Origin of the sequence: Rhizobium sp. TBD182 (assembly GCF_001950375.1) — a bacterium.
GTDB lineage: Bacteria > Pseudomonadota > Alphaproteobacteria > Rhizobiales > Rhizobiaceae > Agrobacterium > Agrobacterium tumefaciens.
The window spans coordinates 1,242,026-1,253,702 of record NZ_BDLN01000001.1; the positions used below are offsets into that span (position 1 = coordinate 1,242,026).

At 60.1% G+C, this 11,677-nt stretch carries 12 protein-coding genes; 4 read left to right on the forward strand and 8 right to left on the reverse strand.

Translation table 11 applies throughout. From position 1 onward, the window contains the following. The 3 genes from T18_RS27620 to T18_RS06270 form a co-directional block, all read right to left on the reverse strand. A partial coding sequence (locus tag T18_RS27620) for a S49 family peptidase (RefSeq protein WP_323455212.1) occupies positions 1-352 on the reverse strand: 352 nt, incomplete at its 3' end. 87 nt (positions 353-439) lie between these two features. Then, positions 440-1,240 carry a tRNA1(Val) (adenine(37)-N6)-methyltransferase gene (locus T18_RS06265; protein ID WP_038489899.1) on the reverse strand — a complete coding sequence of 267 codons (801 nt, stop codon included), beginning with the start codon at positions 1,238-1,240 and terminating at the stop codon, positions 440-442. 6 nt (positions 1,241-1,246) lie between these two features. Further along, positions 1,247-1,477, reverse strand: a complete 231-nt coding sequence (locus T18_RS06270) for a DUF2007 domain-containing protein (protein WP_003515173.1) — start codon at positions 1,475-1,477, stop codon at positions 1,247-1,249. 111 nt (positions 1,478-1,588) lie between these two features. Here T18_RS06270 and T18_RS06275 point away from each other — a divergent pair, with 111 nt between their 5' ends. From T18_RS06275 to moaB, 4 genes are all read left to right on the forward strand, one after another. Further along, positions 1,589-2,605 (forward strand): polyprenyl synthetase family protein, encoded by a 1,017-nt coding sequence (locus tag T18_RS06275; RefSeq protein WP_003515172.1) that lies wholly within the window; start codon positions 1,589-1,591, stop codon positions 2,603-2,605. A gap of 191 nt (positions 2,606-2,796) precedes the next feature. Next, positions 2,797-4,641 carry a tetratricopeptide repeat protein gene (locus T18_RS06280; RefSeq protein ID WP_013635516.1) on the forward strand — a complete coding sequence of 615 codons (1,845 nt, stop codon included), beginning with the start codon at positions 2,797-2,799 and terminating at the stop codon, positions 4,639-4,641. A gap of 6 nt (positions 4,642-4,647) precedes the next feature. Beyond that, a complete protein-coding gene (locus tag T18_RS06285; protein WP_038489896.1) occupies positions 4,648-5,532 on the forward strand; it encodes a 4-(cytidine 5'-diphospho)-2-C-methyl-D-erythritol kinase in 885 nt (294 codons plus the stop codon). Between the two features lie 26 nt (positions 5,533-5,558). Then, positions 5,559-6,104 carry a molybdenum cofactor biosynthesis protein B gene (gene moaB / locus T18_RS06290; protein WP_038489893.1) on the forward strand — a complete coding sequence of 182 codons (546 nt, stop codon included), beginning with the start codon at positions 5,559-5,561 and terminating at the stop codon, positions 6,102-6,104. A gap of 44 nt (positions 6,105-6,148) precedes the next feature. On the opposite strand, the gene T18_RS06295 is transcribed toward moaB, so the two are convergent. From T18_RS06295 to T18_RS06320, 5 genes are all read right to left on the reverse strand, one after another. After that, complete coding sequence (locus T18_RS06295) at positions 6,149-7,027, reverse strand: dienelactone hydrolase family protein (RefSeq protein ID WP_038489890.1); 879 nt, start codon at positions 7,025-7,027, stop codon at positions 6,149-6,151. A gap of 110 nt (positions 7,028-7,137) precedes the next feature. After that, positions 7,138-8,166 (reverse strand): alcohol dehydrogenase AdhP, encoded by a 1,029-nt coding sequence (gene adhP, locus T18_RS06300; protein ID WP_003515167.1) that lies wholly within the window; start codon positions 8,164-8,166, stop codon positions 7,138-7,140. A gap of 149 nt (positions 8,167-8,315) precedes the next feature. Then, positions 8,316-8,717 (reverse strand): MAPEG family protein, encoded by a 402-nt coding sequence (locus T18_RS06305; RefSeq protein WP_003515166.1) that lies wholly within the window; start codon positions 8,715-8,717, stop codon positions 8,316-8,318. Positions 8,718-8,831: 114 nt separating this feature from the next. Then, the gene (gene guaB, locus T18_RS06310) at positions 8,832-10,337 is read right to left on the reverse strand and encodes an IMP dehydrogenase (protein ID WP_003515165.1); all 1,506 of its coding nucleotides are present in this window, start codon (positions 10,335-10,337) and stop codon (positions 8,832-8,834) included. 284 nt (positions 10,338-10,621) lie between these two features. Next, positions 10,622-11,623: an MBL fold metallo-hydrolase gene (locus T18_RS06320; protein ID WP_038489887.1), complete on the reverse strand. Its 1,002-nt coding sequence runs from the start codon at positions 11,621-11,623 to the stop codon at positions 10,622-10,624. Positions 11,624-11,677: the final 54 nt, after the last annotated feature.

The following is an 11,677-nucleotide window of genomic DNA, read 5'->3' on the forward strand; positions in this document are numbered from 1 at the left end:
CGGCGATGATCTCGTCGCCGGCAAGCGCGATCATGTAGCCACCGGAGGCCGCCACATCCTCAACGAAGATCAGGACCTTCTTGTCCTTTTCCTCGGCAAGCTGGCGGATGCGATTATAGATCATTCGCGCCTGCACCGGCGAGCCACCGGGAGAATTCACGGAAATGGCGACAGCTGGCGCGTCCTTGATGGCAAAGGCCTTTTCCAGCAGCGGTGCATAGGAGGCAAGATTGAGAGCGGGGCGGAACTGGTTGCCGCCAGCCATGATGGCGCCATGCATGCGCACAACCGGGATGACGAGTTCTTTTTTGCGAAAGCGTTTCGGCACCAGATACTTCAGAAAACCCACAATTCACTCCTCGCAGCATTTGCCTGTTCGTCACGGATGTATGTATTGCCCTGCAAAACACAATGGTTTGCGGCCGGAGGAACGGCGAATTTATAGGCCAGGCACGATTGCCTTTACATTACGGCGATAGGCGGTGCGGCCATTATTCAGGTCATCCACGATGGGCGTGAAGGCATGGCTGCCGGTCTCGTGCATGACGAGCGGCGCCCGGAACGACAGCCGCGCCCGTGACCCCTTGATCGCGGTTACGAGCATGCGCACCGCGTCCTCGCCGGGGCGTGGGTGGATGAGTGTGATCTCGATGCCGCCGAAACGGCTGCCACAGGCGGCAATGATCTCCGCCACCGATTGCGGCCGTGCAATAAGGGAAAGCTGCCCGCCTGGAACCGTGATCGCACCTGCGGTCCTGATCCAGTCCTCGAACAGGCCCTCCGTCATGGCGTGGGCCTCAGCCTTCAGCGCATCGGGCGTGCGGCGGTCACCTGCATCATTATAGGGCGGGTTCATGATGACGTGGTGAAAATGCCCGTCCGGCAGTCCGGCCTCGACGCGCGCCTTGCCACGCAGCGTCACGTCGGCCTCACACACGCTGATACGGGCGGAAAAAGCGGCATTTTGCGGCAATGCCAGGCTGCGGCGGGCAAATTCCACCATTTCCGGCGAACGTTCGAACAGGGTCACTTCGGCCTTTTCAAGCCGCGTGGCGACCGCGAAACCTGCCGCGCCCGCGCCCGCGCCGAGATCGGCTATGCGGCAGGCGCGCTCGTCCGCCACCATCGAGGCAAGAAGCATGGCGTCCATGCCGGCGCGGTGCCCCCTGCCCTTGGGCTGGAGAATGTGAAAACGGCCCCGGTGAAACGCATCCAAAGTTTCCGAAATCTCGCCGCCCACGTTCGTTTACGCCTCTTCGTTGCGCAATTCGTCGCCCAGACCGGCATCCACGAGAATGCGGCGGGCCTCACCGGCGCGGTCTTCCTCCACCAGGAACCGGCGGGGCAAAAGACCGAGCGAACCTTCCAGAATGCTCATTGCCTGATCGGCGACAAGGCAATGTATACCAGCGTCCTTCATCAGGCTTTCGGCGAAGGATAACAGCACGGCATCGTTGGTACGGATCAGTTCACGCATGGATAAGCCCCAAATTCCCATTTTTTTGAATGGCTAGCGGCAATTCGCCCCTTGCCGCGACAGGCGCCAGTTTTTATTGTCGAACTCAAATTCGAACAGGAGTCCTGTCCCTTGGGCGTCGTCATACCGCTTGAAGAAAGCAAAAACAAACTCGCATCCGTCAAGCCGCTTGTCGACCTGACCCGTGCCGACATGGAACGGGTGAACCAGCTTATCCTTTCCAGAGCCGGTTCCGATGTCCAGATGATACCTGAGGTGGCCAACCATCTGATCTCGTCCGGAGGCAAACGCCTGCGGCCGATGCTGACGCTGGCCTCTGCCTCGATGTTCGGTTACGAGGGCGACCACCATATCAAGCTCGCCACCAGCGTGGAATTCATGCACACGGCGACGCTGCTGCATGACGACGTGGTGGATGAAAGCGATCTGCGCCGTGGCAAGTCCACCGCCCGCACCATCTGGGGCAACCAGGCAAGCGTTCTCGTCGGCGACTTCCTGCTCGGCCAGGCCTTCCGCATGATGGTGGACGTCGGCTCGCTGGATGCGCTCGACGTGCTGTCCACCGCCGCTTCCGTCATCGCCGAGGGCGAAGTGCTGCAGCTTTCGGTCGCCAAGAACATGGAAACGACCGAGGACGATTATCTGCAGGTGATTCGCGCCAAGACGGCCGCCCTTTTTGCAGCGGCCGCGGAAGTTGGCCCCATCGTCGCCAAAACCGACAAGGCAAGCCGCAGCGCGCTGAAATCCTACGGCATGAATCTCGGCCTCGCCTTCCAGCTCGTTGACGACGTGCTGGATTACGGCGGCAAATCCGCCGATCTCGGCAAGAATACGGGTGACGATTTCCGTGAGGGCAAGATCACCCTGCCGGTCATCCTGTCCTATCGCCGCGGCACGCAGGATGAGCGCGCCTTCTGGCGCAACGCCATCGAAAACGGCGAAAGCAGCGACGAGAACCTCGAAAAGGCGCTCGGCCTCATCACCAAATACAACGGTCTTGGCGATACGATCGGCCGCGCCACGCATTACGGCACCATTGCCCGCGATGCGCTTGCACCGCTGCCGGAAAGCCCGTGGAAAAACGCGCTTCTGGAAGTCATCGACTTCTGCATCGAGCGTCTCAACTGACGCTGGAGGCCTCAGGCAAACGGCGGATGGACAAGACCGTCCGCCGCTGTTTCGGACTGGGTGTCCCGCAAGGGGAGATTGTGGCGCGGGCCATAATTTCTTGCGGGGTTGCTTCAAAAAAGCCATTCTATCGTGACCAAACAATGGAAACTGATTTTTCCGTGCTTCTGCACAAAGGCAAAGGTTCCCTCATGCGGCGTAAACCAGCACTTCGTCTTCTCTGCAGCGCGGCTCTTGCCGCCGCTCTCGCACTTGGCGCGGGTGCAAGCCCCGGCTTTGCGGAGACGAAAACGGAAGCCAAGGCCGTTACTTTCGATCCTGCCAAGGTAAATACCTTCTCCGGCGCATTCCTTGCCGCGCGCAATGCCGATGTCGATCAGGATTACCCCACCGCGATTTCGCTCTACAAGAAGGCGCTGGAATTCGATCCGGCCAATTCGGAAATCCGCCAGCGCCTGATGATCGCCGAACTCTTGAGCGGTAATTTCGAGGCTGGCGCCAAGATTGCCGATTCGATGAAGGACGATACCTCCGTCGAACGCGTGACGACCATCGTGCGCGGCCTCGACGCCATCAAGGACAAGGAATTCGTCAAGGCCGAGAAAATCCTGAAATATACCGGCCCGAACGATCTCGACCGCATGGTCAACACGCTTCTGACGGCATGGGCGCGCGCCGGTTCAGGCAAGCCCAAGGAAGCGCTGGCCCTCGTCAACAACATGAAGGGTCCGGGCTGGATTTCGATTTTCCAGAAATACAATGCCGCGGCGATCGCCCTTGTCTCCGGCAACACAGATGCTGCCCGCAAGAGCCTCAATGAGGCCGTGACGGATCGTGAAGGCGGGGCAACCGCTTCCGACACCTATATGCGCGCGGTGATGGCGCTTGCACGGCTGGAGGCTTCAGCCGGCAACAAGCAGAAGGCGCTGGACGCAATTGCGGTCGGCGACACTTTTGCGCCGAACTATGCGCCTCTCAAAGCGCTTCGCCAATCCATCGAGAAGGGCGAGAAGCCGCCGCAGCAGATCACCAATGCCGTTGAAGGCGCGGCTTCCGTGATGTTTTCCATCGCGGGCGCGCTGAACCGCGAAGGTGCCGAAGAGATCGTCACGCTTTACCTTCAGACGTCGCGGGCGCTCGATCCGCAAAGCGCTGATACGCTGATCCTTCTCGGCGGACTTGCCGAGGCGATGAAACAGCCCGACCGCGCCATCGCCTTCTACCGCGACGTGCCGAAAGATTCGCCGATGCACCGCATCTCCGAGCTGCAGCTCGGGCTGACGCTGGCGCAGACGGGCAAGGTGGAGGAAGCGCGCAACCACCTGCAATCCCTGCTGCAATCCGATCCGAAGGATATCCGTTCTTACCTCGCCTATGGCAGCGTGCTTTCCGACGCCAAGGACTACAAGGCCATGGCCGAAAACTACGACAAGGCTGTCGAGGTGATCGGTGCCGTACCGCAGAAGTCGGACTGGACCGTGTTCTTCCAGCGCGCCATCGCCCATGAGCGCCTGAAGGAATGGGACAAGGCCGAGCCGGACTTCAAGCGTGCGCTCGAACTCAACCCGGAACAGCCGCAGGTGCTGAACTATCTCGGCTATTCCTGGGTGGACAAGGGTATCAACCTCGACGAAGCGATGAAGATGATCAGCCGCGCGGTCGAGCTTCGGCCGAATGACGGCTATATCGTCGACTCGCTTGGCTGGGCGCATTTCCGGCTGGGCGCGTTTGACCAGGCTGTCACCGAACTGGAGCGGGCAATCGAGCTCAAGGCCGGCGATCAGACCATCAACGATCATCTGGGCGATGCCTACTGGCGTGTCGGCCGCAAGATCGAGGCCGTGTATCAGTGGAACCGCGCGCTGATTGGCGACAATGACGATCTGGACAAGGCCAAGGTGAAGGAAAAGATTGCCAACGGCCTGCCGCCGCTGGAAAAGGACGCCGAAAACACCGCCAAGAAGGAGGCCGCGCCGCAGCCGCCGGCTCCGCCAGCACCGGCCCCTGTTGCCCCTGCCCCGGACAAGAAATCCTGACGCGACATGCGCGCGGATGACATTACCGGGGCTGTCGAAACAACCGAGGCGGCCCCGGCCAAGATCAATCTGGCACTGCATGTAACCGGTCAGCGGGCAGATGGTTATCATCTGCTCGAGACGCTGGTGACCTTCACCGAAGCAGGCGACGCGATCCATGTTCGCGATGCCGATGCCGACACTTTTTCCATCTACGGCCCGTTTGGCGATCTGCTGCGCGCAGGCGATGGCGGCAACAATCTCGTCGTCCGTGCCAGAGACCTTTTGCGTGATGCGCTTGTGGCGGCAGGTCAATCGGCACGCCCGGTTGCCATCCATCTCGAAAAGAACCTGCCGGTCGCCTCCGGCATTGGCGGCGGCTCAGCGGATGCGGCAGCGACACTGCGGGCGCTGTTGCGGCACTGGAATGCCGGGATTGTTCCTGAAAATCTCGCACCCATCGCGCTTGCGCTTGGCGCTGACGTGCCGATGTGCCTTGAAAGCCGCCCACTCATCGCACGAGGTATCGGCGAGGATATCGAGCCGGTCTCCGATCTGCCGGAATTCTTTCTGGTGCTGGCCAACCCTCTGAAAGCGGTCTCGACGCCGGAGATTTTTCGGCGACTGCTCGACAAGGCCAACCCGCCCCTGCCGGAGCGCAAAGAAGGCGGCTGGATGGATTTTCTGGCGCAAAGCCGCAACGATCTGGAAGTCCCCGCCAAGGCGCTCCTGCCTGATATCGGCGCAATCGCCGGCATGCTGTCGCAGGAAGGTGCTTCCCTTGTGCGCATGTCCGGTTCGGGTGCCACCTGTTTTGGACTATTTCATTCCTTCGAGGCCGCCCGAAAAGCGGAAACATCGCTTCGAAACAAGCGCCCCGGCTGGTATTTTCAGGCGACGCGGACCATCTGAATACAACACAATTCGAGGATAAGGCCATGGCAGGCGAAAGACCCTTCATTCCCCTCGGCATCGCGGTTCTGACCGTTTCGGACAGCCGCACGCTTGAGAATGACAAGTCCGGCGACACGCTAGTCGCACGCATAGAGGAAGCCGGACACAAGGTCGCCGCCCGCACCATCGTGGCAGACGACAAGGCTGCTATTTTCAACACCGTGCGCGACTGGACGCTCAACGGGAGCGTGGATGTGGTCATCACCACCGGCGGCACCGGCTTTACAGGCCGCGACGTGACACCCGAGGCGCTGGAACCCCTGTTCGAAAAGCGCATGGACGGCTTTTCTGCCATCTTCCATCGCATTTCCTATGAAAAGATCGGCACCGCCACCATCCAGTCACGGGCGACCGGCGGCGTGGCAAACGCCACCTTCATCTTCGTGCTGCCCGGCTCTCCCAGCGCCTGCAAGGATGCCTGGGACGGTATTCTCAAAGCCCAGCTCGATTACCGCCACCTGCCCTGCAATTTCGTTGAGATCATGCCCCGGCTTGATGAGCATTTGAAACGCGGGGCTGGCGGCGTCTAGAGCGGGATTTCAGGGGTTGTCCGTCACAGCGGACCGAAACCCCACTACGCCAGATATTTTTTGAAGAACTCCGTCGTCCGGCCCCAGGCGAGATCGGCCGCGGCCTTGTCGTATCGCGCCGAGGACGTATCGTTGTTGAAGGCGTGGTTGACGCCGTCATAAACGAAGATTTCGAAGGTTTTGCCGTTTTGCTCCAGTGCCTTTTTATAGGCGTCGATACCGGCATTGATGCGCTCGTCCAGACCGGCATACTGTAACAGCAGGGGCGCCTTGATAGCAGGCACATCGGCCGCCGGCGGCTGCTGGCCGTAATAGGCGACGCCGGCATTCAGGCCTGCCGATTTGGTGGCGAACCGGTTGACCAGCCCGCCGCCCCAGCAGAAACCGACCGCACCAACCTTGCCGTTCGCACCCTGCCTTGCAGCGAGCCACACCCGACCGGCTTCGGCATTGGCGACTGTCGCGTCCATATCGAGGCCGCTGAACATCTCCCGTGCCTTATCCTCGTCCGAAGGCGTGCCGCCCTGCGGCGACAGGAAATCAACCGCAAGCGCCCTGAACCCCGCAATCGCCACGCGTCTTGCCACATCGCGGATATGGTCGTTCAGGCCCCGGTTTTCATGGATGACGATGACCGAGCCAATGGGGCCGGAAACCGATTTCGGCGTGACGAGATAGCCCTTCATCTCGCCACCGGGGGCGGGATAGGTCACCTCTTCCGCAACGATACCCGCATCATCAGGCGCGACGATTGCCGCACGGGCGCTGTTGGCCGAAAGAAGCGGCGCGATTGCGGCCGCAGCTGCGCCGGAGCCGGCAAGCAGGCTGAGCTTTTCCATGAATTTGCGGCGATCGAGGCTGAGATGGGTATATTCATCGTAAGCGTCGATCATGGCCTGCGTAATCTTCGGCTTGTCGTCCATCGCTCTCTTCTCCCTGAACGCGCAGATGCACAGGGAGGATAGCGCAGATCGTCGCCCGGTGAACAAGCGGCGGCACACTTTTGCGTGAGCGCCACCGCTGGTCATCTGTCTCAGGCGGCAAGGTCCACGACAATACGGCCGTCTATCTTGCCCTCTTCCATGCGACGGAAGATGTCGTTGATGTTTTCGAGTTTGTCCCAGGAGAAGTGGGCGGCTACCTTGCCTTCACCAGCGAAGGAAAGCGCCTCCTCCAGATCCTGCCTTGTGCCGACGATGGAGCCACGCACCGTGATGCGCTTCAGCACCGTTTCGAAAACCGGAATGGAGATGAAGCCCGGCGGCAGGCCAACAAGTGCCATCGTGCCCTTGGAGCGCAGGAAACCGTAGGCCTGCTCCATGGCTTTGGGCGAAACCGCCGTCACGAGCGCGCCGTGGACGCCGCCGGTCGCCTTCTGCACCTGTTCCACCGCATCCGGCGCGCGACCGTTGACGGTGAAATCCGCGCCCAGCTTTTTCGCAAGCTCCAGCTTGTCGTCATAAATATCGGCGGCAACGACATGCATGCCCATGGCCTTGGCATATTGCACGGCCATATGACCAAGCCCGCCAATGCCCGATATGACCACCCATTCGCCGGGCCTCACTTCGGTTTCCTTGAGACCCTTGTAGACGGTGACACCGGCGCAGAGCACTGGTGCAGCGGGGCCGAATTCCAGATTGTCGGGAAGTCGGCCTACGAATTTCGGATCGGCAAGCCCGTATTCCGCAAAGCTGCCATTGACGGAATAACCCGAGTTCTTCTGACTTGGGCAAAGAGTTTCCCAGCCGGTACGGCACGGAATGCAGCATCCGCAGGCGGTATAAAGCCACGGCGTGCCGGCGCGGTCGCCTTCCTTGATGCCGGTCACGCCAGCGCCGATCTTGGCGACGTAGCCGACGCCTTCATGGCCGGGGATGAATGGTGGATTGGGTTTGACCGGCCAGTCGCCCGTTGCGGCGTGCAGGTCAGTGTGGCAAATGCCGGTCGCCTTGTAATTGATGAGAATTTCACCCGGGCCGGGATCCGGTATCGCCACTTCCTCGATGGTCAGCGGTTTGCCAAATGCGCGGACAACCGCGGCCTTCATTGTTTTAGCCATGACATACTCCCTAATCTCTGCTCGCCTGAAATTCTCGACGGCGAGGCAGAGACTACCGGGGATGGGGCGTCACGGAATTGACCCATCGCAAATCGCAGCATTTTAGAGGCGCGATTGTCTCACTTATGAAGCAACCTTACGGTGCCATCTCACTCCAGCGCCAACCAGATGGCGAGCCAGCCCCAGAGGCAGACGAGAAGCGCGAAACCAATCGCGAACAATGGCGCACGATAACGCAGACGGTTGCTGGTGACGTGAACGAAGGAGTGCGCATAACGGGAAATCACGAACAGCCAGGCCAGAACGACGGTAACGATATTGTCCGCGTCGGTAATATAAAGCAGCAGGCAGACGGGGTGGAAGAGAACCGGAAGCTCGAACTGGTTGGCAATGTTTCGGTTGACCAGATAGCTTTCGCGCCCTTCCTGTCCCGTATCGCGATATCTGAGCGCGGTATCACGGTCCGTCAGCGTGTATTTTTTGCGGCGGTAAAGCAGTAGGGCGTAAAGAACGAACACGAGAAATGCATGGGCTATCATCGGCCAGAACATTGCGGTCGTTGGTGACATGCTTTCTCCTCCAATCACAATAACGCTCCCCGATCCGGCATGAATCGGGGAGCGCCAAATACTCAGACTATGTTGTTGCGGATTCGGTTCGAAAGATCAAACCGCGCCGGGGTAGTTCGGGCTTTCGCGTGTGATCGTCACGTCATGGGCGTGGCTTTCGCGCAAGCCCGCGCTGGAAATGCGCACGAAGGTGGCGCGCTCCTGGAATTCCTTGATCGTGCCGCCGCCGACATAACCCATGGCAGCCTTCAGGCCACCGGCCAGCTGGTGCAGGACGCCGGAGACCGGACCCTTATAGGGAACCTGACCTTCGATACCTTCCGGAACGAGCTTCAGCGTGTCGCGCACTTCCGCCTGGAAATAACGGTCGGCGGAGCCGCGCGCCATGGCGCCAACGGAACCCATGCCGCGATAGGCCTTGAAGGAACGGCCCTGATAGAGGAACACTTCGCCCGGGCTTTCATCCGTGCCGGCCAAAAGCGAGCCGATCATGACGGCGGAGGCGCCGGCGGCGATAGCCTTCGCCAGATCGCCCGAGAACTTGATGCCGCCATCGGCGATGACAGGAATATCTGCAGCATTGGCCACTTCGACCGAGGCCATAATCGCAGCAAGCTGCGGAACGCCAACGCCGGCGACGATACGGGTGGTGCAGATGGAACCGGGGCCGATACCGACCTTGACGCCATCGGCGCCGGCATCGATCAGTGCCTTGGTGCCGTCAGCGGTCGCAACATTGCCGGCGATGATGCGAACGGAGTTCGACATCTTCTTGACCACCGAAACGGCATCGAGCACGCGCTGCGAATGGCCATGCGCGGTATCGACGACCAGAAGGTCAACACCGGCATCGATGAGGCGTTCTGCGCGCTCGATGGCATCGGCACCGACGCTGATTGCGGCAGCGGCGCGAAGACGGCCCTGCGCATCCTTGGTGGCGTTGGGGTTGAGCTGCGACTTCTCCATATCCTTGACGGTGATGAGGCCGACGCAATTGCCCTTTCCATCCACCACCAGCAGCTTTTCAATGCGATGTTTGTGCAGCAGACGGCGCGCTTCCTGCTGATCGACGCTGCTTTCCTTGACCGTAACAAGGTTTTCGCGGGTCATCAGTTCATAGATCTTCTGCTGCGGATCGGATGCGAAACGCACGTCGCGGTTTGTCAGAATGCCGACGAGACGGCCATTCTTGTGGCCGCCGGCACCGCCGTTTTCAACCACCGGAATGCCGGAAATGCCGTGCGCCTTCATCAAAGCCTGTGCTTCTGCCAGCGTGGCATCCGGGCCGATGGTGACCGGGTTGACGACCATGCCGCTCTCGAACTTCTTTACCTGCCGGACTTCTTCGGCCTGTTCGATGGGGGTAAGGTTGCGGTGGATGACGCCGATGCCGCCGGCCTGCGCCATGGCGATGGCAAGGCGGCCTTCCGTGACCGTGTCCATGGCGGAAGAGAGGATCGGCAGGTTGAGATCGATATCACGGGCAATGCGGGTGGCGATATTCGTCTGTCCCGGCATAACCTCGGAATGTCCGGGTTGCAGCAACACATCGTCAAATGTGAGAGCGTCCAAACCAGTGGGTGTTTGAATGATGCGTGCCATGACCAAATTCCTTCATAATGAAAATGCGTGGCCGTCCCGGAACGAAAAGTTCACCCCGGCGCCCTGCAAGGATTGCTTGGAAGTTGGCGAGGGCTGGTAACACGTTCATGACAGGAAGGAAATAGAAAAAACCCGGAATGACCTTCCGGGCTTATTCTGTTGCTGCATTGCAGCAGGCGTTAAAGAGCGTCCTGTGGATCCCTGTTCCGCACGACGCGCTTTAACTGCTTGTTTTTACGCATGTCGTTATCGCAAAACCGCTTAACGCTTTTGCGCGATATGCATCAGATGTCGAACTGGTAGGACTTCGGCACGAAACGGTACCCCGTATCCAGCTTTTCCGCGTAACCGACCGCCGGGAAAGGCATGTGATAGCCGAGGAACGGCAACCGGTCCGTGGCGATCATGTCGTAGACCTTCTTGCGGGTTGCAGCGGCCGCCGCCTTGTCCATGTCGAACTTCACTTCCCAATCCGGCTTTTGCAGCGACAGGACGAAATGGTTGGCCGTATCAGCCGTCAGGATCAGCTGCTTGCCTTCCGATTCGACACGGAAGATCATGTGGCCCGGCGAATGGCCAAACGCCGCAATGCCGGTGATGCCGGAAACCACGTCAGCGCCGTCGCCGATGAAGGTCGCCTTTTCCGCCAGCGGTTTGACGTTGGCGATGACGCCCTTCTGGCCGCCTTCGGCAGGCGTGCCAACCCGCTTCTCGTCCGTCCAGAAATCATATTCCGCCTGGCCGAAAACATAACGCGCCTTGGAGAAGGCTGGCGCGCCCTTTTCCATCAATCCGCCAATGTGGTCTCCGTGCATATGGGTCAGCACCACCACGGTCACGTCGTCAGGAGAGTAACCGGCAGCAGCCATGCCTTCGATAAGCCGGCCGTTACCAGCGCCACGGCCGGACTCGCCGAAACCCGTGTCGAACAGCACGAGGTCCGTGCCGGTATTTACGAGAACCGGCGAGAAGGAATTGACGAATTGCTCCTTCGGCAGAAAATTGTCTTCCAGCAGCTTGCCGACGGTTTCCGCCGACTGATCGGTGCCGAAGGTCTCGCCCGGATTGGGCGCGGCGCGCGCGCCGTCCTTCACGACAAGCACTTCGAAAGTACCAAGCTTGAAGCGATTGGTTTCAGGCGGCATGGCGTGTTTGATCTCCATGGAAGTTTGCGGCTGGTTCGTCTGCGCCGTTGCGGTGCGCGCCATCAAAAGCGGCGCGCCGAGAACGCTTGCTCCCGCCACACCGATAAGGCCGCGTCTGCTCATGCTCAAGGATTGAGTCATCATTTTTCTCCCGATTCTCGCCAATGTCACTTTGCCCAACGGACAATAGAGCGA

What these genes read in the sequence shown, in the direction of transcription:
- T18_RS06270 (WP_003515173.1), bottom strand. Translation starts at nt 1,477, where the DNA reads ATGCGTGAACTGATCCGTACCAACGATGCCGTGCTGTTATCCTTCGCC.
- T18_RS06280 (WP_013635516.1), top strand. Translation starts at nt 2,797, where the DNA reads ATGCGGCGTAAACCAGCACTTCGTCTTCTCTGCAGCGCGGCTCTTGCC.
- T18_RS06285 (WP_038489896.1), top strand. Translation starts at nt 4,648, where the DNA reads ATGCGCGCGGATGACATTACCGGGGCTGTCGAAACAACCGAGGCGGCC.
- moaB (WP_038489893.1), top strand. Translation starts at nt 5,559, where the DNA reads ATGGCAGGCGAAAGACCCTTCATTCCCCTCGGCATCGCGGTTCTGACC.
- T18_RS06295 (WP_038489890.1), bottom strand. Translation starts at nt 7,027, where the DNA reads ATGGACGACAAGCCGAAGATTACGCAGGCCATGATCGACGCTTACGAT.
- adhP (WP_003515167.1), bottom strand. Translation starts at nt 8,166, where the DNA reads ATGGCTAAAACAATGAAGGCCGCGGTTGTCCGCGCATTTGGCAAACCG.
- T18_RS06305 (WP_003515166.1), bottom strand. Translation starts at nt 8,717, where the DNA reads ATGTTCTGGCCGATGATAGCCCATGCATTTCTCGTGTTCGTTCTTTAC.
- guaB (WP_003515165.1), bottom strand. Translation starts at nt 10,337, where the DNA reads ATGGCACGCATCATTCAAACACCCACTGGTTTGGACGCTCTCACATTT.
- T18_RS06320 (WP_038489887.1), bottom strand. Translation starts at nt 11,623, where the DNA reads ATGACTCAATCCTTGAGCATGAGCAGACGCGGCCTTATCGGTGTGGCG.